Raw genomic sequence first — 23,045 nt, forward strand, 5'->3', positions numbered from 1 at the left:
GGCATCCGTGCCCGACATGAACGGCCCCTACAAGCCCGGCACCCCCTGCTGGATCGACCTGATGGTCCCCGACCAACAGGCCGCCCTCGACTTCTACGGCGACCTCTTCGGCTGGCAGGGCGAGATCGGTCCGGCCGAGCAGGGCGGCTACTCCGTCTGCACGCTCAAGGGCAAGCCGGTCGCCGGCATCATGAAGGCGATGAACCCGGACGGCACCGTCCCCGACCCGATGCCTCCGACCGTGTGGACGACGTACCTGTCCACCGACAACCTCGACGGCACCCTCAAGGCGGTCACCGACGCGGGCGGCTCGGTGATGATGGGCGCGATGGACGTCATGGACCTCGGCCGGATGGCCGTGATCACCGATCCGACCGGCGCCGCCGTCGGCCTCTGGGAGCCCGGCACCTTCGACGGAGCGGGCATCGTCAACGAGCACGGCGCCCTGATCTGGAACGAGCTGAGCACCGCCGACGTCCCGCGCGCGGCCGCGTTCTACTCCGCCGTCCTGCCGGTCACCACGGCCGCCTCTCAGATGGAAGGCGGCCCGGCGTACACGGAGTTCAAGGTCGGTGACCGCTCGGTGGCCGGGATGATGGGCCTCGACAACCTGCCGCCCGGCACGCCCCCGAACTGGCTCCCGTACTTCCACGCCGACGACGTCGACAGCGTCCAGGCCGCCGCCACGCGGGCGGGAGCCACGGTCCTCGCCCCCGCCTTCGACATGGTGGCGGGCCGCATGGCCGTCCTGGCCGACCCGCAGGGCGCCCCCTTCGCGGTGATCACGGCGACGGCGCCCGAGCAGCCCGCCTGATGTGACCGGGCGCACAGGGAATGTCCTCCCCGTGCGCCCCCTCCTTCACGGTGACGGTTCGTCCACCACGAAGGGGGCTCACATGAGGAACAAGCACGCGGGAACGGGCGTGGCCGGACTGCTGGCGGCCGACGGACTGCTCCACCTGTACTGGGCCACCGGCGCGACCTGGCCCGCCGCGGACGAACGGGCGCTGTCCCTGGCCGTCCTCGGTCTGGACACCTCCTTCGGACCGGCCGCTGTGCTGCCCCTGGCCGCCGTACTGCTGACGGGAGCCATCGCCGTACTCGCCCATGCCCGGGGTCGCGGCGGCTGGGCGACCCGCGCCGTCACGGGAGCAGTCGCGGCCGGCCTGACCGTACGGGGCTTCGCGGGCCTGGGCTGGGCCGCCGGCCTCCTCGACAGTCCGCCGGACAGCCCCTTCCACACCCTCAACCTGGCGCTCTACACCCCGCTCTGCCTCACCGCCGGCTGGGCGGCGGCCCGGCTCGCCGTCACCTCTGGGCGGAACTCGCACCAGACGACCTTCCCGGGCGTCCGGGCCAGCGCCCCCCAGTCGTCGGAGAGCGCGGCCACAAGCGTCAGGCCGTGACCGTGCGGACGCCCGGTGATCCCGGAAAACCCGGGCCCGCTGTCGTGCACCTCGACCCGGACTGTCGCGTCCTCAAAGCCGAACAGCCGCAGCAGATACCCGCGGCCGCGCGGAACCCCGTACCGCAGGGCGTTGGTGGCCAGCTCGCTCACGCAGAGCAACATGTCGTCGCGACGTTCGTCCACGCCCCACGCCCGCAGGGTGTCACGTGTGAACTGCCGCGCAGCTGCGGTGGATCGGGGTGAGCGCGGGTAGAGACGCTCGCGCACGAGAGCCGCCTGAATAGTTGGATTCACGGGACGATCGTCGCGTTGCGTGACTAGCGTGTGGCTGAGCGCCGACCCGTACTCATTGATGAGTACGGGTCCGCACGGGGTAGCCCACGTGTACAGGCGGGGAGTTCGCTGTCATGCCACCGAGGAAACGCGCACGGCCGAACGCGACGACCATGAAGATGGTCGGCGCGATGGTGGCCGCGGCCCGCATCGCCAAGAACCTGACCCAGAAGCAGCTAGGAGAGCTGGTCCGGCTGGACGCGGAGACCATCGCGTCCATCGAGCAGGGCCGCCGGGCACTGATGCCGAACGTCGCCGAGCTGATGGACCAGCATCTGGGGCTGCCGGGGCTGCTGTCCGTAGCGGCCCACGGGCTGCCGGCGATCGACGCGACTCCGCCGTGGGCCGAGGAGTACATGGACCTTGAGGAGAATGCGATCGCACTCTCCTGGTTCGACAACCAGGTGGTACCTGGCCTGCTTCAGACGGAGAACTACGCCCGGGCCGTCTTCAGGTGCCGCGTCCCAGCTCACCCTGAAGCAGAGATCGAGGCGCTGACCGCCCGCCGCATCGCACGCCAGGAGATTCTGCGCCGCAGCACGCCGCCGACCCTCAGCTTCGTGGTCTGGGAGGCGGTACTCCGCGACCGGCTCGGCGGGGACGAGGTGCACGCGGAGCAGCTGCAGCACCTCCGCATCTGCGCCGACCTGCCGGACCTGAGCCTCCAGGTGATGCCGCTGGGCCGGACCTCACACGCCGCTCTCGACGGCCCGTTCACCATCGTGGAGACGCAGGATCACCAGCTCCTCGGTTACACCGAAACCCAGCGCGGCAGCCAGCTCATCTCGGACCCCGATGAGGTCAGCATCATGGCGCGCAGGTATGCAATGCTGCGAACTCAGGCCCTCAACACCGAGCAGACGCGGGGCCTGTTGGGCCGCCTGCTAGGAGAGACATGAGCGCCACGACTGCACTCAAGTGGTTCAAGTCCAGCTACAGCGGCAGCGACGGCGGCCAGTGCGTCGAGGTGGCCACCGGCCCGGACACCGTCCACGTCCGGGACTCGAAGGTCCAGGACGGCCCGATCCTGGCGCTCGCGCCCGCGAGCTGGGCGGCGCTGACCGGCTGGCTTGCCCGATAGCCCACCCAGGTCACGATCTGCGAATGGCAGGTGCCGTTTGATGTACCCGACAGAGCTGACGGAAGCCCGCATCGATGATGCGAGCAGCATATTGGTTGCGCCTTCGACGTTGCGGGACAACGAACTGATCAGGGACTTCTTCGGGTCCACGATCACACCGCAGGAGCTCGCCTCCGTTTCGCCCGGCCTCGCACAGAAGACCGTCTACCTGTGTGGCGACGTATCCGGGATCAGCGGCCGCCAACTGGAGGCCGCGGACCGGGTGTTCGTCATCCGGGAGCTGTCGCACGGTTACGACGAGGGCGTCGACACACCTTGGAACCTCGTCGATGTCGGCCGAGTTCCCATCCGGGTACACGGCGCCGGCGTGTACTACCGCCGCTTCTTCGACCTCGACGCCGATCACTTCGGACGGATCCGTGCGGAGCACGCCTTCCAGTCCCTGACGGAGTCCACCAAGCCTGGAACTGCCCATCGCAGCGGAATCTATCTGACGCCCGTCGAGCAGAACGGTGACGAGCTGCATTTCCGCCTGCTCCGGTGCTCCACGAATCTCTCGGGGCCGACCGAGGGCTTTCGCGCGACCGACATCCGCATGGTCGAGGCTCTGAATCGCGAGGCCGCCACCGTCTTCCAGGGCCAGGCACCGCTGAATCATGTCCTCGCGCAGATTTACCACAACACCCTTGCCACGGCCGAGCGCAAGCAGTCCAAGGCCAAGATATCGGCCCATGCCGACAAGACCAAGGACATGCCCGTCAATGGCATCATGGCCTTCTGTACCTTCTATGACGGGCTCGAAAAGCTGCAGCCTCTGGCCGAAGACGCCTTCGACCACGGTGTGAAGCGTGCCAGCGGGCTGACCAGACTCCACTTTCGCCTCAAGGAGCCGATCGAGGAACATGACGGGGCCGCGCTCCCCCCGCAGTTCGCCCTGACTCTGTACCCCGGCTCCGTGTTCTTCATGCCGCTGTCCACCAACCGCCTGTATACGCACGAAATCCGGCCCTCGACGTTGGGCGCCGAGATGCTGCCGACCCGCCTGGGGTACGTGGTGCGCTGTTCGAGCGCCGAAGCCGTTCACAAGAACGGACACACGTTCCTCAAAGCGGCGGGGGAATGGGTGAAGCTGGGGCCACCCACGCCAGAGGGCATGGACGAGCTGCGCAGGCTGTACGCCGAGGAGAACAGGACCTCGTCCTTCATCGACTACGGCGACGAATTCCTCTTCAGCATGAACACGGGAGACTATGTTGCGCCCCGAGTATGAGATCTCGGATGAGATCATCTCGTGCTCGTTGCCGACCGGGCAGGATTTCTTTGCGGAGCTGTCCACGTCGGCTCGTCTGGAAGACGTGGGAAAGGGACGGCAAGGTGCCGTGCTCACCAGGCTCGACGATGCGGAGGGTGTGCCTCTCGTACGCACCACCACTCAGTACAGCAGCCCGACGCAGCGTTTCCGCGCGGTGCACGAACGGCTGGCTCGACAGGTTCAGGAACATACGGCGATCCCGGTCGGCTTCAACAACGCCCTCATCGAGAGCTATGCGAATGATTACAGAACCATGGGCAGCCATTCCGACCAGGCCCTGGATCTGGCCGAAGAGTCCTTCATCGCCGTCTTCTCCTGCTATCGGCATCCCGAAGCGGGCCCACCACGGAAGCTGATATTCGAATCAAAGGGGTCCGATGCCGACACGTTCGAGTTCCTTCTCACCCACAACAGTGTCGTCGCGTTCTCTGTCGACTCGAATCGGCGATTCAAGCACAAGATCGTGCTGGACGCGCCCGCCTCGACAGCGGACAACCAATGGCTGGGCATGACGTTTCGGACGTCGAAGACCTTCGTCCGGTTTCGCGACGGACAGGCACACCTCCCGCAGGGCGCGCGCCTCACATCGGCCGACGACGAGCAGAGGCGCGAGTTCTACCGACTGCGGCGCCGCGAGAACAACGAAACGGACTTCGTCTACCCCCCGTTGACGTACACCGTCAGCGAGAGTGATCTACTGCCGCCCGTCTGACCTCGCGGGCGATGACGGCCCAGCTGCACGTCACCGATCACCGCTTGAGTGACTCGCACTCGCCGAAGCCGCCCCCGTCCTCCCCGCCACCAGCGCCGCCAGCCCGTCCAGGATGCGGTCCAGGCCGAAGCGGAACTGGAAGTCCGGCTCGCCGGAGCCGCTGAAGGCGTCCGAGTCCAGCAGCCGCGTCACAGCCGGGTGGCTGTCCGGGCGGGTCAGCAGCTTCAGCGTGCGGACGTACTGGCCGAGCGCCTGTTCCGGGGCGACCCCCGACTTCACGATGGCGTCGATCATGTCCGCGGCCATGGTGGCCTCGTTCCGCACCAGGCCCCCGACCAGGATGATCGTCGAAATCTTCTCCCCCTCCGTCAGGCCCGTACCGGCCATCGCCGCGAGCCCCCGCTCCATCCAGGCCAGCTGGTTCGGGGAGGCGGGCGGGGCGGTGATCGGAATGCGCAGGATCCAGGAGTTGGCCATCAGGACGGACCGCTGCGCGTACGCCCAGTCCGTGAGCAGCTCGCGCCAGCCCCATCCCTCCGCCTCGGGCGGCAGGGGCGGCGGTGTGCCGACCCCCGCGTCCGACATGAGGACGTACAGCTCCTCTTTCGCGGAGACGTACCGGTAGAGGGACATCGTCGAGACGCCCAGCTCCTTGGCCACCCGCCCCATGGAGACGGCGTCCATCCCCTCGCCGGCGGCCAGCGTGACGGCCGTCTGCACGATCCGGGGCAGCGTGAGCGTGGGGCGCGGCCCCTTGCCGGGGCGTTCGCGCAAGCCCCAGGCCATTTCCAGGCTCGCCGGGAGCCCTGACCCGCTGTCCTCGTCCGCCATGACCGCCCACTCCTCGATTGACCCCCATCCTAGTTCTGTGTATTACTTACACAGAAGAGCGTAAGGCATACGCAGAAGCTTGGAAGGGAGCACCATCCCTCATGACCACGCACGCCTCCGGCGGCCTCGGCATCCACGCCACCGGGCTGACCAAGTCCTACGGCGACCTCCGCGTCCTCGACGGCATCGACCTCGCCGTCCCGCGCGGCAGCGTCCTCGCCCTCCTCGGCCCCAACGGCGCCGGCAAGACGACCGCCGTGCGGATCCTGGCCACCCTCACCGAGCCCGACTCCGGCACCGTCCGCGTCGCGGGCCGCGACGTCCGCGCCGAGCGGGCCCTCGTCCGCCGCGCCATCAGCCTCACCGGGCAGTTCGCGGCCGTCGACGACCTCCAGACCGGCGCCGAGATGCTCCGCATGACGGGCCGGCTGTGCGGACTCTCCCGGCGCGCCGCCCGTACCCGCGCCGACGAACTGCTCGCCCGCTTCGGACTCACCGAGGCCGCCGCGCGCACGGCGAAGACGTACTCGGGCGGCATGCGCCGCCGCCTCGACCTCGCCGCGAGCCTGGTCTCCCGCCCGGAGGTGCTCTTCCTCGACGAGCCGACCACGGGCCTCGACCCGCGCAGCCGCCAGGACCTGTGGGACCTGGTACGGGAGCTGCGCGCCGACGGCACGACCGTGTTGCTCACCACCCAGTACCTGGAGGAGGCCGACCGGCTCGCCGACAGCGTCGCCGTCCTGGCCGACGGACGGATCGCGGCCGAAGGCACACCCGCCGCGCTCAAGTCCCGCGTCGCGGGCCACCGGCTGGACCTCACGCTCACCACCCGGTCCGCCTACGAGACGCTCGCCCCCCGCGCGGTGCACCGCGCCCCGGACGAGCTCACGCTCGGCCTGGCCACCGACGGGAGCGCCGCGCACATCCGCGCACTGCTCGACGAGCTCGACCCGGACCGCACCGCCGTCGCCCGCTTCGCGGTCCGCAGCGCCACCCTCGACGACGTGTTCCTCACCCTGACGGGAGCCACCCGGTGACCACTTCCACCGCCGCCCTCGCCCTGGCCGGCCGCAGCCTGCGCATCAGCCGCCGCAATCCGGACGCGCTGGTCACCGCGCTGATGCTGCCCGTCGTACTGATGCTGATCTTCGTCTACTTCTTCGGCGGCGCGATCGACACCGGCACCGCGTACGTCACGTACGTGGTCCCCGGCGCCATGCTGCTGTGCGCGGGCTTCGGCGCGGCGAGCACCGCCGTCAGCGTCACCGAGGACATGAAGAACGGGGTCGTCGACCGCTTCCGCACCCTCGACGTCGGCGGCATCCCGATCCTCGCCGGGCACGTCACCGCCTCCGTGCTGCGCAACCTCCTGTCCACCACCCTGGTCCTCGCCGTGGCCCTCGCCATCGGCTTCCGGCCGCAGGCGGGCCCGCTCGCCTTCCTCGCGGCGGCCGGGCTGCTGCTCGCGTACATCACGGCGATCTCGTGGCTGGCCGCCGTACTCGGGCTGCTCGCCAAATCCCCCGAGGCAGCGGGCGGTTTCACCTTCCTGATGATGTTCCTGCCGTACCCGTCCAGTGCCTTCGTCCCCATCGAGACCATGCCCGGCTGGCTCCACGGCTTCGCCGACCACCAGCCGCTGACCCCGGTGATCGAATCCCTGCGCGCACTGCTCCTGGCACAGCCCGCGGGAGACGCCCCCTGGGTGGCCCTGACCTGGTGCGCGGGCATCACGGCCGTGGCCGTGACGCTGGCTGCGGTCCTGTTTCGCGGCAGGACCCGCTGAAGGGCTCCGGCCGGAGCCCTTCAGCGGGCCTGTGAGGCCGCCCGCTCAGCTGTTGAGCGGGTAGGAATGACGGCCCGTCGCCTCGTCGATCTCGGAGTGGGCCTTCTGCAACATCTGCGACGCGAGATCCATGAGCGCGCGAGCGCCCGCGATCTCTTCCCCGACCCTCAACTGCTCCGGGTCGGAGGGGTGGCGCAAGGCATAGCCTCGCGCCTTGATCTCGGAGCCGTCCCCGAGCCTGACCAGGGCCGCCGCACTGGTGCGGTGGCCCTCCTCGGTGAATTCGAGCTCCACATGCCACCCGACGAGCGTGGCCATGGTGCATCACCTCCAGGGGGTCACCCTTCCCTCCAGAGTGCGCCTGCGTACAAGCGAGCGCGAGCCGGGCGCTTCCCGGCTCCGGGCCGTCAGCCGCTCGTCAGGGCCGTCGCCACCGACTGGAACCACGCTCCGTACGAGAACGGCGCGGGCGGGTTGACCTCCATGCCGAGTTCCGCGGCGGCCAGGGCATAGTCGCCCTCGTCCATCGGGAGGGCGAGGAGCTCGTGGAGCTCACCGACGAGGCGGGCGACGAGCTGGGGGTCGGTGGTGGCGGCGTAGTCCGCGACCGCTGCCTCGTGGTCGGAGAACTGGTCGACGATGTCCTGGGAGAACCAGCCCCCCAGGAGCTGCCCGGTCTCCGGGAACCGGGCGTGCCACTCCCAGTGCGTCTGCGGGGTCGCAGGCGGCGGTACCTCACCGTTCTCGATGCTCTGCTTGAGGTGGTCGGCGAGGACGAAGAGCCAGTCGGCGATCGCGGACTGGGGGATCCCGACGTCGGGGACTGCGTAGAACTCGCCGAGGTCGATCCGCAGGCGCCCCGGGGGGTTGCGGCCGTACTCGCGCAGCTGGCGCTCCGCCTCCGCGATGGCCCAGGGGCGGGTGTGCCAGGTGTGGCGCAGGTAGGCGTCCAGCGCGCGGCTGCGCAGCTCCGCCGTGTCGTCGGCGGGCTGGCCGAGGTAGGCGCGCAGCACCTGGTCCAGCTCGCCGTATCGCCGGTCGTGTTCGAGGGGCTTCATGGACACGGTCGGTCGCCTCTACGGGTAGAACGGGACGGTCGTCAGGACGACGAATCCGTACGGGCTGGCGGGCTCACGGCGCAGAACGACGCGGGCGGCGCGGACGTCGACGGGCCCGTGGCCGGCGAGCAGCATCGCCTCCAGCTGCACCCGGCCGACGGGCTCCTCACGGGACGGCCAGGCGGCCTCAAGGGTGAGGCGGGCGCGTGTCCCCTGGGCGAGCCAGCGGTGGATGACCTGCTCGTTGGCGTTCACCACCTGCTGGGTGGCCCACTGGGCGGTCTCCCGGTCGGGGTAGGTGGCGGATCGGGTCAGCATCGGATCATCGTCTCAATTCGCGTTGAACGGGTCGGCATGGATTCCCCCTCTGGGGGATCAGATGTCGCCGAACGCCCAGAACAGCCCGACCTCGGTCTCGGAGACCACGACCAGGCCGCAGTCTTCCCCGTAGTAGGTCATCGGCATCCAGCCCAGGGATGTGCCCCCGAAGTCCAGTGTGCCGACGTGCCCGACAGAGCTGACGTTGGTGTGGCAGGTGAACGCGTCCCCGTAGCGGGCGAGGAGGGTGCGGGCCATACCGTGCAGCTCTTCGAAGCTCTCGGTGAACCGTTCGAGGTTCCGCAGGGTGCAGCCGTCCTCGGTGATCGCGAGCAGGAGATTCTCGGCGCTCGCACGGTCGATCTCGTGCAACCGTTCCCCGACGTCGGCCGGGGTGAGCGGGCGGGACGGATCGTCCCTGAAGGACGGGCGGCAGAACGGGACGGCGGGGTGTTCCGGGGAGCGCTCGTTCGCGGTGTCGTCGAGCCCGGCCCAGCCGCGCGGATCGGGGACGGCGCGTTCCATGACGGCGAGCACGTCGGCCCGCCAGTCCTCGTGCTTGCGCGGACCGGTGGCGATGAACGCGAATCCGTCCTCGTAGAGGTGCCGTACCGCCGCTTCCCACGACGCCTGGTCGATGGACATCTTCGAAGGGCCTTTCTCACTTGCTGGGCATGGACGTCATGACGGTGAACGGAGGATTGCGGCTGCTGTCGTACTTGATCCTCGTGTCGATGCCCGTCACGTCCTCCACCTTGGCTTGCATGCCGCCCTGCTTGAATCCGGACAGCGGATCGGCAGGGTTGGTCGGCTGCTTGCTCACGCTGCGGCCGCTGGTCTCACCGGGGGGCGCCGTCCCCGTGAAGGACTTCACTGCGCCGTCTGCAGGTGGCGGCGGCCCCTTGATCCAGGCCTCGATCTCCCCGGCCTTCTGGTTGAGGTTGTACTGGGTGAGTTCCTGCGCCCGCTGGTAGTTCGGAAAGGCAGAGGAGCCACTCGGCCTCGGCTTGCCGTGCGGCCAGGCGGCGGTCGGGCCGGCCACCTGCTGGTCGCGCAGGCGCTGCACCAGCTGCTCGTCCGTCTTGCCCACGTGCTTGTCCAGCGTGTGGCCGTCCGCCATGTACTCGTTGGCGGCCAGGTCCAGCACGTACTTGCCGGTGGCCGAGTCGATCTTCAGCCAGGTCTGCGAGGTGGTCTTGAAGTCCTCCAGGGACCGGGCGCCGAAGCCGTGGGCGCGGGCGACGCCGGCCTCGAACTTCGGGGCGCTCATGTGCGCTTCGTTCAGGACGCCCTCGAGCGCTTCCATGCGCGTGGTGAGACCGTCCACGATGCCGGTGTACTTGTCCACGATCCGGTTGAGCTTGGCCTTGTCCAGCTTCAGGACCGTGTTGACGTCGAACTTCAGCAGGAGGCCGGCGGCCCCACCGATCCCGCTGGCCACGCTGGTGACCGCGCCGGCGATGCTCTTGAGGCTGGGCTTCTCCTTGGCCTTCTCCAGGTCGTCGAGGATGCTCGTGGCGGCCTCCCTCATGGCCCGCTTGAGCTCCTCGAAGACGTCGTGGTTCAGCTCGACGGCCGCTTCCGCGTACTCGAGCAGACAGTCGCTGATCTTGACCGCCACGTCGTTCAGGACGCTCATCACCGGCTGACTGCCCGTGGCCGTCCGCGTCCCGGGCGGCGGGGTGGTGTGCGCCCACTGGTAGCCGTGCCGGGACGGACCGGACTGACCCCAGTCCGTCGCGCCCCACAGCGCGCTGCAGAACGTCCGCATGGCGGCTTCCCAGTCGGCCTTCTGGTGGTTGGTGATCGTACCGATGATCATCGTCAGCTCGGCCGCCGTGTTGCCCGGGACGGTCGAGGCGTTCATCCAGCTGTGGCAGTGCGAGTTGAGGTAGTGCTGCTGCGGGAAGGGGTGGACGTCCGCCACCTTGCCGACGCGGAAGACGTGCTTTGCGACGGGCTGCAGGACGTCCCGGATGATCTCCGGTATGCCCTCCATCGCGCCGCGGATCAGGTCGTCACCGCCGTCGTCGTCACCCCACTTGATGTCGGGGACGCTGGCGAACTTGGGGTCCTTGTCGATGACCGTGGGCAACGGGCGCTGCTCCGGGGCCTGTCCCGGCTTCGGGTGGGCCGCCGCATCGGCCTTGGTGTAGGCGTTGGCGGTCTCCGTGAAGCCGACGGCGACACCGCCGATGCTGACCACGCTCTTGCCCAACACCTCCAGCCAGCGGTTGCCTATCTTCTTGTAGGCCTGCGCGAACTTCTCGGCGCTGGTGCCCGCCCCGCCGGCGTCCGGGTACTTCTGCAGCTCCTGCACGAGCGTGTTCCCGCCGCGCATCATGGGGTCCTGCTGACCGGCGACCCGGCCGGAGACGGTCCACAGGCTCGACGGCTTGACGTCGATGGTGCCGCCTCCGGCGGGCGGCGCCGGGGTGGGGCCCGGAGTGGATCCGGCCATCAGGCGCCGCCTCCCCAGCCCTGGAGCACGGACCTGTTCGCCGCGGCGTAGTTGAGGTGACCCTTGACCACGACCTCGTGCAGCCAGGCCTGCGCGGCCTTGAGGTCCTGGGCCGAGCGGTCCCACTTGTCCAGCTCGTCGATGAAGGCTTCGCGGGCCTCGCCGTCCCAGCTCACAACGGCCTTCTTGGCACGCTCGTAGAGCAGTTCCAGCTTCTCGTTGAGGTCCTTGAGGATCTCCTCCAGATCCCCCGACAGGCGCTGCAGGGTGGCGAAATCGACGGTTATCCGGTCGTCGTCCGACATGGTGATGCTGTTCCTTGCTGCTCTCAGATGTCCTGCAGACGGCTTTGCGGGGCGGCCGGCTGGTCCGGCACGGTCAGTTCCTCGGCGGACGCGGACACGTCCTCCTGGCTCTGGACGCGCCTGAACGCGGCCAGGACCTCCAGCTCTTGGGCCGTGAAGCCGTCGCGGGAGGCCCTGGTCGCCTGTTCGAGGAGGGAGAGCACCTGCCGGATCCGCACGGCGTCCTCGGCGGCCCCCCGGTGCAGGGCGCGGTACGCCGTGGCCGTGGGCCCCTGCCAGCCCGCCGCGATGCTGTCGACCACCCGGTCCATGTCGCGGATCTGCCGCTCCAGATGCCCCTGCATCTGGTCGAGATCATCCGCGAGCTTGGTGAGGCCATCCTCCGAGACCCTGAGATCGCCGTCCTGCATGTCCACCCCTCTTCGACGCTGCCGTACCAAATACGTACGCACGCCCAAGAGTTTCGCAGGTCAGCGAGCGGTGCGCCTGAACACACGCACCCATGTTCGGTTTTTCGTAACAGAGTTCACTGCACCATGACCCCGGACACCGCCCACCGCCCCCGCGCGTTCAGCGCAACCGTCAGCGGGTCTCGCGCAGCCAGCCCGCGACCTCGGTCGCCCAGTAGGTGAGGATCGTGTCGGCGCCCGCCCGCTTGATGCCCAGCAGGGTCTCCAGAACGGCCCGGTCGCGCTCGATCCAGCCCTTCTCCGCCGCCGCCTCGATCATCGCGAACTCCCCGCTGATCTGGTACGCCGCCACCGGAACGTCCACCGCCTGCGCGACCCGGTAAAGGATGTCGAGGTAGGGGCCGGCCGGCTTGACCATCACCATGTCGGCGCCCTCCTCCAGGTCGAGGGCCAGCTCCCGCAGGGACTCGCGGGCGTTCGCCGGGTCCTGCTGGTACGTCTTGCGGTCGCCCTGCAGCGAGGAGGCGACGGCCTCCCGGAAGGGACCGTAGAAGGCGGACGAGTACTTCGCGGTGTACGCCAGGATCGACACGTCCTCGTGCCCGGTCTCGTCCAGCGCGTCACGGATGACGCCGACCTGCCCGTCCATCATCCCGCTGGGGCCGACCACGTGGACGCCCGCGTCCGCCTGGACCTGGGCCATCTCGGCGTACCGCTCCAGCGTCGCGTCGTTGTCGACGCGCCCGTGCTCGTCGAGGACCCCGCAGTGCCCGTGGTCCGTGTACTCGTCCAGGCACAGGTCCGACATGATCACCAGGTCGTCCCCGACCTCGGCCTTCACATCGCGGATCGCGACCTGCAGGATTCCGTCCGGCTCGGTGCCCGCCGTGCCCAGCGCATCCTTGTTCTCGTCGGCCGGCACGCCGAACAGCATGATCCCCGATACCCCCGCCTCGACCGCTTCCACGGCGGCCTTCCGCAGCGTGTCCCGGGTGTGCTGGACGACGCCCGGCATCGCGGAGATCGCCAGGGGCTCGCTGATCCCCTCCCGTACGAACGCGGGGAGGATCAGGTCCGAGGGGTGCAGCCGGTTCTCCGCGACCATCCGCCGCATCGCCGGGGTGGTGCGCAGCCGGCGGGGCCGCGAGCCGGGGAAGGATCCGTACGTGCTCATCTTCAGTCGCCTCTTCGAGCATCGAGAACAGTCGGAACAAGCGTAGGGGCCGACAGCCTGCGCCCGGCCCCCCGGGGCGGCTCCGGCGCGGCTGCGGCACGGTCGTGTGGCCCGGGGCGGCTCCGGCGGGGCCGTGTGTGTGTCGGGGCGCTCCCCGCAGGGCGCCGAACGCAAGGTGCCCCGGCCCGCCGGGTTCGGCGCCCGAGGAGACGCCACGGCGCGCGCCGGGCCCCACCCCTGCGACCACCCCCGGCCAAAACGAGGGCGGGGCCCGGCGCACCAGCGCCTGACCCCGCCCTCGTACTGCTCAGCGCACCCCTAGGTGGTGCGACGACGCCGCGCCCCCGGCCTGCGCTCGCTCGGCCGGAACACCGTCTCGCCGGCCTCCTTGGCCGCCTCGCGGCGCGCCGCACCGTACTCGGCGAGGGCCTCCGCCAGCTTGCCCACGCTCGGCTCCGGCGACAGCACGTCCACGCGCAGCCCGTGCTCCTCCGCCGTCTTGGCCGTCGCCGGCCCGATACAGGCGATGACGGTCACGTTGTGCGGCTTGCCCGCGATGCCGACCAGGTTCCGCACGGTCGACGAGGACGTGAAGAGCACGGCGTCGAAGCCGCCGCCCTTGATCGCCTCGCGGGTGTCCGCCGGCGGCGGCGAAGCGCGCACGGTCCGGTAGGCGGTGACGTCGTCGACCTCCCACCCGAGCTCGATCAGCCCGGCGACCAGCGTCTCGGTCGCGATGTCGGCGCGCGGCAGGAACACGCGGTCGATCGGGTCGAAGACCGGGTCGTACGGCGGCCAGTCCTCCAGGAGTCCGGCCGCGGACTGCTCACCGCTCGGCACCAGGTCCGGCTTCACGCCGAACTCCACGAGCGAGGCCGCGGTCTGCTCGCCCACCGCGGCGACCTTGATGCCCGCGAAGGCGCGCGCGTCGAGCCCGTACTCCTCGAACTTCTCGCGGACGGCCTTCACGGCGTTGACCGAGGTGAAGGCGATCCACTCGTAGCGGCCCGTCACCAGGCCCTTCACCGCGCGCTCCATCTGCTGCGGGGTGCGCGGCGGCTCCACGGCGATGGTCGGCACCTCGTGCGGCACCGCGCCGTAGGAACGCAACTGGTCGGAGAGCGAGGCGGCCTGCTCCTTGGTGCGCGGCACGAGGACCCGCCAGCCGAACAGCGGCTTCGACTCGAACCAGGCCAGCTCCTCGCGCCGCGCGGCGGCGCTGTGCTCACCGACCACGGCTATGACGGGCCGGGCGCCCTCGGGCGAGGGGAGCACCTTGCCCTGCTTGAACACCTGCGCGATGGTGCCCAGCGTCGCGCTCCAGGTCCGCTGCCGGGTGGTGGTGCCGGCGACGGTGACGGTCAGCGGGGTGTCGGGCTTGCGCCCGGCGCCGACCAGCTCGGTGGCGGCAGCCGAGACCGTCTCCAGCGTCGCGGAGACGACGAGGATCCCGTCGCTCGCCCCCACCTCGCTCCAGCAGCGCGCCGAGGCGGTCTTCGCGTCGACGAACCGGACGTCCGCACCCTGCTTGTCGCGCAGCGGGACGCCGGCGTACGCGGGCACGCCCACCGCGGTCGCGATGCCGGGCACCACCTCGAAGGGGATGCCGGCGGTGGCGCAGACGAGCATTTCCTCGGCCGCGTTGCCGTCGAGCCCGGGGTCGCCCGTGACGGCACGCACGACCCGCCTGCCGGAGCGTGCGGCCTCCATGACAAGATTGGCTGCGTCACGGATCACCGGGACCCCGGCGGCTGCTGACATTTCGTCAGCAATCGTCAGCTGCGGCGTGTCGACACCCGCACGCGCATGCGTCCGTACGACCTCGAGCACCTCGGGCTCCGCGATCAGTACGTCCGCGGCGGCGAGCGCCTCGACGGCGCGCAGCGTCAGCAGACCCGGGTCGCCCGGGCCGGCACCGAGGAAGGTGACGCGTCCGTGGGCGGCGACGGCCGGAAAAGCGGAGGTGGTCGGACTTGAGGGGTTCAAAGCGATCGCTCCCCCATAAGACCGGCCGCGCCCTTGGCCAGCATCTCGTCCGCGAGTTCGCGACCGAGAGACATGGCCTCGTCATACGACTGGGGCACGGGACCGGTGGTGGACAGCTGCACCAGCGTCGTGCCGTCGAGGGTTCCGACGACGCCGCGCAGGCGCATTTCATTGACAACTTGTCCGTCGGCCAGCAGGTCGGCGAACGCGCCCACGGGGGCGCTGCATCCGGCCTCCAGGGCGGCGAGCAGGGAACGCTCGGCGGTCACAGCGGCCCGGGTGTACGGGTCGTCGAGTTCGCCGAGTGCGGCGACGAGGTCCGTGTCGGACGCGAGGCACTCCACGGCCAGGGCGCCCTGGCCGGGAGCCGGCAGGACGCTGTCGACGGACAGCAGGTCGGTCGCCTCGTCACCGCGGCCGATCCGGTTCAGGCCGGCGGCCGCCAGCACGACGGCGTCGAGTTCGCCGTCGTGGACGAAGCCGATGCGGGTGTCGACGTTGCCGCGGATCGGCACCGTCTCGATCCGCTTGCCGAGCGACAGCGCCAGGTGGTTGAGCTGGGCCGTGCGCCGCGGGGACCCGGTGCCGATGCGGGCACCGTCGGGCAGCTGCTCGAATGTCATGCCGTCCCGCGCGACGAGCGCGTCCCGCGCGTCCTCGCGGCGCGGCATGGCCGCGATCACGAGGTCGTCGGGCTGCGCGGTCGGCAGGTCCTTCAGCGAGTGCACGGCGAAGTCGACCTCGCCCCGCATCAGCGCGTCGCGCAAGGCGGTGACGAACACGCCCGTCCCGCCGATCTGCGCGAGGTGCTCGCGCGACACGTCGCCGTACGTCGTGATCTCCACGAGCTCGACGGCCCGGCCGGTGATCGCCCGTACCGCGTCGGCGACGTGCCCCGACTGGGACATGGCCAGCTTGCTCCGCCGCGTACCGAGCCGCAGCGGCTGGTCGGGACGTGTGTTCATGATGCCCGTCCTGGGTCGTCGTCGTTCATCGGATCGGCCGCGTCCGCCCGGCTGACGGAAGCTACCGTCTGAGGGTCGAGGTCGAAGAGTTCGCGCAGTGCGTCCGCGTACCCGGCGCCGCCGGGCTCGCTCGCGAGCTGCTTGACGCGCACGGTCGGCGCGTGGAGGAGTTTGTCCACGACGCGGCGCACGGTCTGGGTCACCTCGGCGCGCTGCCGTTCGTCGAGGTCGGGCAGCCGCCCGTCGAGCCGCGCCACTTCCATGGCCACGACCTCGGCCGCCATGGCCCGCAGGGCGACGACGGTGGGCGTGATGTGTGCGGCCCGCTGCGCCGCCCCGAAGGCGGCCACCTCCTCGGCGACTATGCCGCGCACGGCGTCGACGTCGGCCGCCATCGGGGCGTCCGCGGACGCCTCCGCGAGCGACTCGATGTCCACGAGCCGTACGCCCGGGATCCGGTGCACGGCCGCGTCGATGTCCCTGGGCATGGCCAGGTCGAGCAGCGCGAGCCGGACGGCCGTCGCGTCGGTCCGGGTACGGGCGGTTTTGCGGGGCTGGCGCTGCGCGGCTGCCTCGCCCTGGTCGGCCCAGGTCCCGTGCAGTTCGAGGGAGTTGGCGTCGACCCCGGTGAGCGCGGCCCGCCCGTCGGGCCCCACGGGGCACCCGTCGGCCTCCACGGCGGCACTGATGGTCCGCGCAGCCCCGGCGTCGGCCAGCCGGCCTCCGTCCCGAGCAGCGACGGCAAGCCGCGCGATGACGGCCGCATCCACCTCCGCCGAGGCCGACGCAGCCGTATCCGGCCCCGCCGGCGTTCGAGGCGCGGGGGTTCGGGGAAGGAGCCCCGCGGTGGCCTGGGGCGCAGCCCCGGCCTCCTCTCGTCCCGCCGGGGCTGCGCCACCGGCGGCGCCCCAGGACACGGCGCCGAGCACGTCGTCGGCGGTCAGCACCAGCCCGGTCGCACCCGTGCAGGACACGACCACATCGACTCGTGTCAGCTCATCGGCGACAGTGGACATCGCCACGGCCGAGGCCGACACCCCGGTGCCCGAGGCAACCAGAATCTCCGCCAGTCGCTCCGCCCGCTCGGCGGTCCGGTTCGCCACCACGATCTCGGCGAAGCCGACCCGCGCCAGCGTCGCCGCCGCGAGTGACGACATCGACCCGGCGCCGATCACGAGCGCCCGCTTGCCCACGGCCCACTGCGCCACCGGCGTGCGCACCGCGAGCTGCTCCAGCCCGAAGGTCACCAGCGACTGGCCCGCGCGGTCGATGCCGGTCTCGGAGTGCGCCCGCTTGCCGACCCGCAGCGCCTGCTGGAACAGGTCGTTGATCAGTCGGCCCGCGGTGTGCAGTTCCTGCCCCAGCGCCAGCGCGTCCTTGATCTGGCCGAGGATCTGCCCCTCGCCCACGACCATCGAGTCCAGGCCGCACGCGACCGAGAACAGGTGGTGCACCGCCCGGTCCTCATAGTGCACGTAAAGGTAGGGGGTGAGCTCCTCCAGCGCGACGCCACTGTGCTGCGCCAGCAGCGTGGACAGCTCGGCGACGCCGGCGTGGAACTTGTCCACGTCCGCGTACAGCTCGATCCGGTTGCACGTGGCGAGCACGGCCGCCTCCGTCGCCGGCTCGGCGGCGAGGGTGTCGTGCAGCAGCTTCACCTTGGCGTCGGTGGACAGCGAGGCGCGTTCCAGCACGCTCACCGGTGCGCTGCGGTGGCTCAGCCCTACGACGAGCAGACTCATGCCGGCATCACCGCCGGCACGTCACCCTCCGGGTTGCCCTTGCGCGCGACGGCGGTGGCCCGCCCGGCCGGCGGCACCACGGCCGCGGCGGGTGCGGCGCCGCCAACGGAGGAGCTGCCGGCGGCAGCGGCGGCTGCCGCTTCCTCGCCGGCCTTGCGCTGCTCGTGGAACGCCAGGATCTGGAGCTCGATGGAGAGGTCGACCTTGCGCACGTCCACGCCGTCGGGCACGGACAGCACGGTGGGCGCGAAGTTCAGGATGGAGGTCACACCGGCCGCGATCAGCCGCTCGCTGACCTGCTGGGCCGCGCCCGCCGGCGTCGCGATGACGCCGATCGAGACGCCGTTCTCCTCGATGATCTTCTCGAGGTCATCGGTGTGCTGAACGGGCATCCCGGCCACAGGCTTGCCGGCCATCGCCGGGTCGGCGTCGATCAGCGCGGCCACACGGAAACCGCGCGACGCGAATCCGCCGTAGTTGGCGAGGGCGGCGCCGAGGTTGCCGATGCCGACGATGACGACCGGCCAGTCCTGGGTCAGGCCGAGCTCGCGGGAGATCTGGTAGACGAGGTACTCGACGTCGTAGCCGACGCCGCGGGTGCCGTAGGAACCCAGGTACGAGAAGTCTTTGCGCAGCTTCGCGGAGTTGACTCCGGCCGCGGCCGCGAGCTCCTCGGAGGACACCGTGGGCACCGATCGCTCGGAGAGCGCGGTGAGGGCACGCAAGTACAGCGGAAGCCGGGCGACAGTGGCCTCGGGAATACCTCGGCTGCGGGTCGCCGGTCGGTGAGTTCGGCCAGTTGCCACGATGCTCCTGCGGGATGAGCGGGGCTGCAGGCGGCCTCTTGTCCCAGGACCGCCCCGTCGACAGCAGGCTATGCCTTTGTGAACGCGTGCACAAAGATTGTGTCCGCTTTGTCCGCCCAAAGTGACCGGGGTCACGCAACCTCGCCGCGCGGAGCCGGAACCAACGGCACGCCGAACCCGTTCAAATCCGAAAGGGGGCAAAACCGTGCACACTCCTCACAGATACGCCCCCAGACCCCACAAATCGCCCATGACGGTAAGCGGGAAGAGGGTCAGTCCCTCAGCGCCCGCCGGAGCCGGTCCGGGTTCACCCTCCAGAAGGTGTGCTGCTCGCCGTCCACCAGCACCACCGGAATCTGTTCCCAGTACAGCCGGTACAGCTCCTCGTCCTGCGAGATGTCCTTCTTCTCCCACTGTGCACCCGTCTCGGCGCACACCTTCGCGACGACCTCCTCCGCCGCATCGCACAGGTGGCACTCCGGCTTCCCGATGAGCGTCACCATCCGCTCACCGGGACGCTTCTTTTCCTTACGGCGCAACAAAGGGCTCATGCCCTCATTCTCCCGCGCCTTCGCGTAACAGCGCCGCCCCGCAGAGTTCACGCCTCCGCATCCCATCGGTTCGGGAACTCCCGAACACAGTGGCTATGCTCGCGTCATGGCCGCTCTCGGATGGCTCCCCCCTCGCAGGCGCTCCGCCACCGCACGCAGTGTGCTGGCGGGCGAGGCCTCGGCCGAGGCCGCCCGCAAGACCGCGCTGGCCGAGGCCCCACCGCTCACCAGCCCCGGAGCCGAACCCGGGACCCTCCTCGAGGAACGACCGGAGGAGCGACCGGCCGAGCCGGCCTTCCCGGTCGCCGGCGACGATCTCGCCGCCGCGTTCTTCGACCTCGACAACACCGTCATGCAGGGCGCCGCGATCTTCCACTTCGGCCGCGGCCTCTACAAGCGGGAGTTCTTCCGCCGCCGCGAGCTCGCCCGATTCGCCTGGCAGCAGGCCTGGTTCCGGCTCGCCGGGGTCGAGGACCCCGAGCACATGCAGGACGCCCGCGACAGCGCCCTGTCCATCGTCAAGGGCCACAAGGTCTCCGAACTGATGGCCATCGGCGAGGAGATCTACGACGAGTACATGGCCGAGCGGATCTGGCCGGGCACCCGCGCCCTGGCCCAGGCCCACCTCGACGCCGGCCAGAAGGTGTGGCTGGTCACCGCCGCCCCCGTGGAGACGGCCACGATCATCGCCCGGCGCCTCGGCCTGACCGGAGCCCTGGGCACCGTCGCCGAGTCGGTCGACGGCGTCTACACCGGCCGCCTGGTCGGCGAGCCGCTGCACGGCCCCGCCAAGGCGGAGGCCGTCCGCGCCCTGGCCGCCGCCGAGGGGCTGGATCTCGAACGCTGCGCCGCGTACAGCGATTCGCACAACGACATCCCGATGCTGTCACTGGTCGGACATCCGTACGCGATCAATCCCGACACAAAACTGCGCAAGCATGCCCGGATCAACGACTGGCGGCTGCGCGACTATCGGACCGGCCGCAAGGCCGTGAAGGTCGGCGTCCCGGCCGCCGCCGGGGTCGGCGCGATCGCGGGCGGCGCGGCCGCGGCCATCGCCCTGCACCGCCGCCGCAGGTAGCAACGCCGGGCCCCGCACCGGCCTCCGCCAGCGCCGCAACCCTCCGGGACAGCCCCCGGGGGGCGGTTTCCCGCGCGTTTCCGCCCCGCCCGCCCGGGGCATCTCCCCAGCCTCACCCCCCATTCGGCGGGGCACTCACGCATGCCCGACCCGGTCGCGAGCCCCCTTGGAAGCGTCCATTCCGCGCACTGAAGCGATCAAGAAACGATCACCAAGTGCGACTGAATATGCCCTCGACACGCAACAGAAGTGTCGGAAGCGGTGATTTGAGCAACTGGGTGTAGCGCTGCCTGTACGAAGCGTTATTCTCCTCAAACGCATGCCACCGGCCATCTGTCGCCACGACGGGTGAACGGTCCCGCACTGCACGTGATGGAAGCTCTGCCTCTGGGAGTCCCGTGTACCCACCTGTCGGGGTTGACGCCTCGGGCCTGGCTCAGCTGCGCGCAACGGTCCTCGACCACCTGCGTGGCTTCGTCCCCACCGCGTACGCCGTCCCCGCCCTCGCCGGCGCGGCCCCGGCCGGCCTCGGCCCGGCCGGTCCTTGTTATGCCCTGACCGACGGCGGCGCGACGGTGGGCAGACGAGGCCGCGCGGCCGGGGGCTCGAACGGCGCCGCCGGCACGAGCACCCAGGCCACCCACCGCCGCCCCACGGCGGACAGCGACCAGGCCCGCATGATGGACCTGGTCGAACGCGCCCAGGCGGGCGAGGCCGACGCCTTCGGCCGCCTGTACGACCAGTACAGCGACACGGTCTACCGGTACATCTACTACCGCGTCGGCAGCAAGGCGACGGCGGAGGATCTCACCAGCGAGACCTTCCTGCGTGCGCTGCGCCGGATCTCCACCTTCACCTGGCAGGGCCGCGACTTCGGCGCCTGGCTCGTGACGATCGCCCGCAACCTGGTGGCGGACCACTTCAAGTCCAGCCGCTTCCGGCTGGAGGTCACCACCGGCGAGATGCTCGACGCGAACGAGGTCGAGCGCAGCCCCGAGGACTCCGTCCTGGAGTCCCTCTCCAACGCGGCCCTGCTGGAGGCCGTACGCAAACTCAATCCGCAGCAGCAGGAGTGCGTGACCCTGCGCTTCCTGCAGGGCCTCTCGGTCGCCGAGACGGCCCGGGTGATGGGGAAGAACGAGGGCGCCATCAAGACGCTCCAGTACCGGGCGGTCCGCACGCTGGCCCGCCTCCTTCCCGACGATGCCCGCTGACGGTCCGACAAGACCTACACGACCTCACATTCGGTGACCCCTCGATGACGCTGTGGTCCGATCATCCTTCGTCCGTAACCCAAGTGCCGCGACGCTCGTTGTGCGGAATGCAGGCTCCCTGTGGACACGCTTTGCCCGAAGCCGCTCACTCGAAAGTGTGGATGCGCTCAAGGAAGGCAACCTTCCGGACACCTTGGGGAGTCGATCGTCATGACGAGAGGAGGTGCCGCCAGTGATCGCGAACGTGACCCCGCACCGGCGGGCGAACGCCTTCGCCCAGGCCCTGGAGGATCGGACCCCGTCCGAGCTTTCGGAACCGGACCCGGCGGCCGAGCAGTCCGAGGCACCTGCCGAACCTGCCGACCACGACCGGTTGTTGGCCCTGGCGAGCGTGCTCGGCGAAAGAATGCCGCGCCCAGTGCTGGACCCCGAGGTCAAAGTGGTGCAACGAGCCCAGCTCATTGCCGCCATGGAGACCATGGTGCTGGAGGAGAGGGCCGGGGGTGGTGCGGCCTCGGACCCTCAGGTGCCCGAACAGCGGACCGGCCGCGGCGCCCACCGGGCGACCCCGCTCCGGAAATTGCGGCCCCGCTCCCGCTGGTCCAAGGGCATCGCAGCGGGCGGCCTCACCGTGGGTGTGGCCGCGGGGGCCTTCAGCGGAGTGGCCGCTGCCAGTTCCGACGCCCTGCCGGGTGACCACCTCTACCCCGTGAAGCGGGGCATGGAGGACCTGAAGCTGGGGATGGCCGACGACGATTCGGACCGGGGCGAGCTCTATCTCGACCAGGCCTCGAACCGCCTGTCGGAAGCCCGCAGGCTGATGGAACGAGGCCGGACGGGCGTCCTGGACCACGAGTCCCTCGGCGAGATCCGCCGGGCACTGGCGGGCGTGAAACACGACGCGGAGGAAGGCCACCGGCTCCTCCAGCTCGCGTACGAACGGGACGGCTCGCTCGCCCCGATCCAGACGTTGTCGTCGTTCTCCCGCTCCCACCGCGACGCCTGGGGCAAGCTCCGCGAGAGGCTCCCGGCGCAGCTCACGGACGTGGGCGGTGAGGTGGAGTCGGTCTTCCAGGCCATAGACGAAGACGTGGCGCCGCTCCAGAGCCTGCTCCCCAAGCCCCCGGAGCAGACCCGCGGCACCGGCACGCCCGGCTCCTCCGCCAAGCCGGGCACCCCCAGCGGGACGCAGCAGTCCGCCCCCGCCGCCGGCACGCCCTCCGGCAGCAGCCCCGCGCCGTCCCCCTCGGGCAGCACCCGGCCACCGGCCGGCGGCCTCCTGGGCGGTACGGGCGACCTGCTCAACCCGCCCACGGGACAGTCGGCTCCGCCCTCCTCGGGCACGCCGGAGAAGCCCGGGCCGGACATCACCCTCCCGCCCCTGCTCCCGGGTCTCCTCCCGGGCCTGGGCCTCGACGCGGAGGACGCGGAGTAGCAGAGCGGAGCAGAAGAGGGGCGGGGCTGCCCATGGCAGCCCTGCCCCTCTTCCCCATCCCGCCCGTGAAGTGCCG

Annotated in this window: 25 protein-coding genes and 1 pseudogene; 11 read left to right on the plus strand and 15 right to left on the minus strand. The window is 70.4% G+C overall.

All coding sequences use genetic code 11. The annotated features are described in order from the left end of the window. Window positions 1–16: 16 nt before the first annotated feature. A complete protein-coding gene (locus tag ACWGIF_RS15425; RefSeq protein ID WP_453496795.1) occupies window positions 17–814 on the plus strand; it encodes a VOC family protein in 798 nt (265 codons plus the stop codon). A gap of 82 nt (window positions 815–896) precedes the next feature. Beyond that, entirely contained in the window at window positions 897–1,406 is a 510-nt protein-coding gene (locus ACWGIF_RS15430) for a DUF3995 domain-containing protein (RefSeq protein WP_453496704.1), read from the plus strand. Here ACWGIF_RS15430 and ACWGIF_RS15435 read toward each other — a convergent pair. Continuing rightward, window positions 1,394–1,702, minus strand: a pseudogene (locus tag ACWGIF_RS15435) (ATP-binding protein); the annotation flags it as partial. The gene ACWGIF_RS15430 and the pseudogene ACWGIF_RS15435 sit on opposite strands and share 13 nt — an antisense overlap. 113 nt (window positions 1,703–1,815) lie before the next feature. On the opposite strand from ACWGIF_RS15435, the gene ACWGIF_RS15440 reads away from it, so the two are divergent. From ACWGIF_RS15440 to ACWGIF_RS15455, 4 genes are read left to right on the plus strand one after another with little or no spacing between them, the layout of a single operon-like run. Then, window positions 1,816–2,640 carry a helix-turn-helix domain-containing protein gene (locus ACWGIF_RS15440; protein WP_453496707.1) on the plus strand — a complete coding sequence of 275 codons (825 nt, stop codon included), beginning with the start codon at window positions 1,816–1,818 and terminating at the stop codon, window positions 2,638–2,640. Further along, window positions 2,637–2,822, plus strand: a complete 186-nt coding sequence (locus ACWGIF_RS15445) for a DUF397 domain-containing protein (protein WP_453496710.1) — start codon at window positions 2,637–2,639, stop codon at window positions 2,820–2,822. Before ACWGIF_RS15440 ends, ACWGIF_RS15445 begins: the two co-directional genes overlap by 4 nt. Window positions 2,823–2,862: 40 nt before the next feature. After that, the gene (locus tag ACWGIF_RS15450; RefSeq protein ID WP_453496713.1) at window positions 2,863–4,092 is read left to right on the plus strand and encodes a hypothetical protein; all 1,230 of its coding nucleotides are present in this window, start codon (window positions 2,863–2,865) and stop codon (window positions 4,090–4,092) included. Continuing rightward, a complete protein-coding gene (locus ACWGIF_RS15455) occupies window positions 4,073–4,846 on the plus strand; it encodes an alpha-ketoglutarate-dependent dioxygenase AlkB (RefSeq protein ID WP_453496716.1) in 774 nt (257 codons plus the stop codon). The genes ACWGIF_RS15450 and ACWGIF_RS15455 overlap by 20 nt, the downstream gene beginning before the upstream one ends. Window positions 4,847–4,876: 30 nt before the next feature. Here the strand turns inward: ACWGIF_RS15455 and ACWGIF_RS15460 are convergent, their stop codons facing one another. Continuing rightward, window positions 4,877–5,677 (minus strand): TetR/AcrR family transcriptional regulator, encoded by an 801-nt coding sequence (locus ACWGIF_RS15460; RefSeq protein WP_453496719.1) that lies wholly within the window; start codon window positions 5,675–5,677, stop codon window positions 4,877–4,879. Between the two features lie 101 nt (window positions 5,678–5,778). Between ACWGIF_RS15460 and ACWGIF_RS15465 the strand changes: the two genes are divergently transcribed. Further along, the gene (locus tag ACWGIF_RS15465) at window positions 5,779–6,714 is read left to right on the plus strand and encodes an ATP-binding cassette domain-containing protein (protein WP_453496722.1); all 936 of its coding nucleotides are present in this window, start codon (window positions 5,779–5,781) and stop codon (window positions 6,712–6,714) included. Beyond that, window positions 6,711–7,463 (plus strand): ABC transporter permease, encoded by a 753-nt coding sequence (locus ACWGIF_RS15470; RefSeq protein WP_453496725.1) that lies wholly within the window; start codon window positions 6,711–6,713, stop codon window positions 7,461–7,463. Before ACWGIF_RS15465 ends, ACWGIF_RS15470 begins: the two co-directional genes overlap by 4 nt. Before the next feature lie 45 nt (window positions 7,464–7,508). Here ACWGIF_RS15470 and ACWGIF_RS15475 read toward each other — a convergent pair whose 3' ends face one another. From ACWGIF_RS15475 to ACWGIF_RS15535, 13 genes are all read right to left on the minus strand, one after another. Beyond that, window positions 7,509–7,781, minus strand: a complete 273-nt coding sequence (locus tag ACWGIF_RS15475) for a DUF1876 domain-containing protein (RefSeq protein ID WP_374775241.1) — start codon at window positions 7,779–7,781, stop codon at window positions 7,509–7,511. A gap of 89 nt (window positions 7,782–7,870) precedes the next feature. Further along, on the minus strand, window positions 7,871–8,527 hold the full coding sequence (locus ACWGIF_RS15480) for a contact-dependent growth inhibition system immunity protein (RefSeq protein WP_453496728.1): 657 nt from the start codon (window positions 8,525–8,527) through the stop codon (window positions 7,871–7,873). Between the two features lie 12 nt (window positions 8,528–8,539). Further along, the gene (locus ACWGIF_RS15485) at window positions 8,540–8,839 is read right to left on the minus strand and encodes an RNase A-like domain-containing protein (RefSeq protein ID WP_453496731.1); all 300 of its coding nucleotides are present in this window, start codon (window positions 8,837–8,839) and stop codon (window positions 8,540–8,542) included. Between the two features lie 57 nt (window positions 8,840–8,896). Further along, a complete protein-coding gene (locus ACWGIF_RS15490) occupies window positions 8,897–9,484 on the minus strand; it encodes a hypothetical protein (protein ID WP_453496734.1) in 588 nt (195 codons plus the stop codon). 16 nt (window positions 9,485–9,500) lie between these two features. Continuing rightward, complete coding sequence (locus tag ACWGIF_RS15495; protein WP_453496737.1) at window positions 9,501–11,300, minus strand: RNase A-like domain-containing protein; 1,800 nt, start codon at window positions 11,298–11,300, stop codon at window positions 9,501–9,503. Continuing rightward, window positions 11,300–11,605 (minus strand): WXG100 family type VII secretion target, encoded by a 306-nt coding sequence (locus ACWGIF_RS15500; protein WP_453496740.1) that lies wholly within the window; start codon window positions 11,603–11,605, stop codon window positions 11,300–11,302. Before ACWGIF_RS15500 ends, ACWGIF_RS15495 begins: the two co-directional genes overlap by 1 nt. A gap of 23 nt (window positions 11,606–11,628) precedes the next feature. Continuing rightward, window positions 11,629–12,015, minus strand: a complete 387-nt coding sequence (locus ACWGIF_RS15505) for a WXG100 family type VII secretion target (RefSeq protein WP_453496742.1) — start codon at window positions 12,013–12,015, stop codon at window positions 11,629–11,631. Between the two features lie 172 nt (window positions 12,016–12,187). Beyond that, complete coding sequence (gene hemB / locus ACWGIF_RS15510; protein WP_453496745.1) at window positions 12,188–13,189, minus strand: porphobilinogen synthase; 1,002 nt, start codon at window positions 13,187–13,189, stop codon at window positions 12,188–12,190. Window positions 13,190–13,507: 318 nt separating this feature from the next. Beyond that, window positions 13,508–15,175: a uroporphyrinogen-III synthase gene (locus tag ACWGIF_RS15515; RefSeq protein ID WP_453496748.1), complete on the minus strand. Its 1,668-nt coding sequence runs from the start codon at window positions 15,173–15,175 to the stop codon at window positions 13,508–13,510. Then, window positions 15,172–16,140 carry a hydroxymethylbilane synthase gene (gene hemC, locus ACWGIF_RS15520; RefSeq protein WP_453496751.1) on the minus strand — a complete coding sequence of 323 codons (969 nt, stop codon included), beginning with the start codon at window positions 16,138–16,140 and terminating at the stop codon, window positions 15,172–15,174. Before hemC ends, ACWGIF_RS15515 begins: the two co-directional genes overlap by 4 nt. Further along, the gene (locus ACWGIF_RS15525) at window positions 16,137–17,882 is read right to left on the minus strand and encodes a glutamyl-tRNA reductase (protein ID WP_453496754.1); all 1,746 of its coding nucleotides are present in this window, start codon (window positions 17,880–17,882) and stop codon (window positions 16,137–16,139) included. Before ACWGIF_RS15525 ends, hemC begins: the two co-directional genes overlap by 4 nt. Next, window positions 17,879–18,688 carry a redox-sensing transcriptional repressor Rex gene (locus ACWGIF_RS15530; protein ID WP_453496757.1) on the minus strand — a complete coding sequence of 270 codons (810 nt, stop codon included), beginning with the start codon at window positions 18,686–18,688 and terminating at the stop codon, window positions 17,879–17,881. Before ACWGIF_RS15530 ends, ACWGIF_RS15525 begins: the two co-directional genes overlap by 4 nt. Before the next feature lie 272 nt (window positions 18,689–18,960). Then, complete coding sequence (locus ACWGIF_RS15535; protein ID WP_453496760.1) at window positions 18,961–19,239, minus strand: glutaredoxin family protein; 279 nt, start codon at window positions 19,237–19,239, stop codon at window positions 18,961–18,963. 106 nt (window positions 19,240–19,345) lie between these two features. Here ACWGIF_RS15535 and ACWGIF_RS15540 point away from each other — a divergent pair, with 106 nt between their 5' ends. The 3 genes from ACWGIF_RS15540 (at window position 19,346) to ACWGIF_RS15550 (ending at window position 22,969) form a co-directional block, all read left to right on the plus strand. After that, window positions 19,346–20,320 carry an HAD family hydrolase gene (locus tag ACWGIF_RS15540; RefSeq protein ID WP_453496763.1) on the plus strand — a complete coding sequence of 325 codons (975 nt, stop codon included), beginning with the start codon at window positions 19,346–19,348 and terminating at the stop codon, window positions 20,318–20,320. Window positions 20,321–20,718: 398 nt separating this feature from the next. After that, window positions 20,719–21,534: an ECF subfamily RNA polymerase sigma factor, BldN family gene (locus tag ACWGIF_RS15545; RefSeq protein WP_453496766.1), complete on the plus strand. Its 816-nt coding sequence runs from the start codon at window positions 20,719–20,721 to the stop codon at window positions 21,532–21,534. Window positions 21,535–21,766: 232 nt separating this feature from the next. Beyond that, window positions 21,767–22,969, plus strand: coding sequence for a DUF5667 domain-containing protein (locus tag ACWGIF_RS15550; RefSeq protein ID WP_453496769.1), 1,203 nt, complete (start codon window positions 21,767–21,769; stop codon window positions 22,967–22,969). Window positions 22,970–23,045 lie beyond the last annotated feature (76 nt).

It is taken from the genome of Streptomyces sp. NPDC054849, from assembly GCF_053610945.1.

Excerpts from the sequence above, each read along its gene's own strand:
- ACWGIF_RS15425 (WP_453496795.1), top strand. The coding sequence starts at position 17 with ATGAACGGCCCCTACAAGCCCGGCACCCCCTGCTGGATCGACCTGATG.
- ACWGIF_RS15430 (WP_453496704.1), top strand. The coding sequence starts at position 897 with ATGAGGAACAAGCACGCGGGAACGGGCGTGGCCGGACTGCTGGCGGCC.
- ACWGIF_RS15440 (WP_453496707.1), top strand. The coding sequence starts at position 1,816 with ATGCCACCGAGGAAACGCGCACGGCCGAACGCGACGACCATGAAGATG.
- ACWGIF_RS15445 (WP_453496710.1), top strand. The coding sequence starts at position 2,637 with ATGAGCGCCACGACTGCACTCAAGTGGTTCAAGTCCAGCTACAGCGGC.
- ACWGIF_RS15450 (WP_453496713.1), top strand. The coding sequence starts at position 2,863 with ATGTACCCGACAGAGCTGACGGAAGCCCGCATCGATGATGCGAGCAGC.
- ACWGIF_RS15455 (WP_453496716.1), top strand. The coding sequence starts at position 4,073 with ATGTTGCGCCCCGAGTATGAGATCTCGGATGAGATCATCTCGTGCTCG.
- ACWGIF_RS15460 (WP_453496719.1), bottom strand. The coding sequence starts at position 5,677 with ATGGCGGACGAGGACAGCGGGTCAGGGCTCCCGGCGAGCCTGGAAATG.
- ACWGIF_RS15465 (WP_453496722.1), top strand. The coding sequence starts at position 5,779 with ATGACCACGCACGCCTCCGGCGGCCTCGGCATCCACGCCACCGGGCTG.
- ACWGIF_RS15475 (WP_374775241.1), bottom strand. The coding sequence starts at position 7,781 with ATGGCCACGCTCGTCGGGTGGCATGTGGAGCTCGAATTCACCGAGGAG.
- ACWGIF_RS15485 (WP_453496731.1), bottom strand. The coding sequence starts at position 8,839 with ATGCTGACCCGATCCGCCACCTACCCCGACCGGGAGACCGCCCAGTGG.
- ACWGIF_RS15490 (WP_453496734.1), bottom strand. The coding sequence starts at position 9,484 with ATGTCCATCGACCAGGCGTCGTGGGAAGCGGCGGTACGGCACCTCTAC.
- ACWGIF_RS15495 (WP_453496737.1), bottom strand. The coding sequence starts at position 11,300 with ATGGCCGGATCCACTCCGGGCCCCACCCCGGCGCCGCCCGCCGGAGGC.
- ACWGIF_RS15500 (WP_453496740.1), bottom strand. The coding sequence starts at position 11,605 with ATGTCGGACGACGACCGGATAACCGTCGATTTCGCCACCCTGCAGCGC.
- ACWGIF_RS15505 (WP_453496742.1), bottom strand. The coding sequence starts at position 12,015 with ATGCAGGACGGCGATCTCAGGGTCTCGGAGGATGGCCTCACCAAGCTC.
- hemB (WP_453496745.1), bottom strand. The coding sequence starts at position 13,189 with ATGAGCACGTACGGATCCTTCCCCGGCTCGCGGCCCCGCCGGCTGCGC.
- hemC (WP_453496751.1), bottom strand. The coding sequence starts at position 16,140 with ATGAACACACGTCCCGACCAGCCGCTGCGGCTCGGTACGCGGCGGAGC.
- ACWGIF_RS15525 (WP_453496754.1), bottom strand. The coding sequence starts at position 17,882 with ATGAGTCTGCTCGTCGTAGGGCTGAGCCACCGCAGCGCACCGGTGAGC.
- ACWGIF_RS15535 (WP_453496760.1), bottom strand. The coding sequence starts at position 19,239 with ATGAGCCCTTTGTTGCGCCGTAAGGAAAAGAAGCGTCCCGGTGAGCGG.
- ACWGIF_RS15540 (WP_453496763.1), top strand. The coding sequence starts at position 19,346 with ATGGCCGCTCTCGGATGGCTCCCCCCTCGCAGGCGCTCCGCCACCGCA.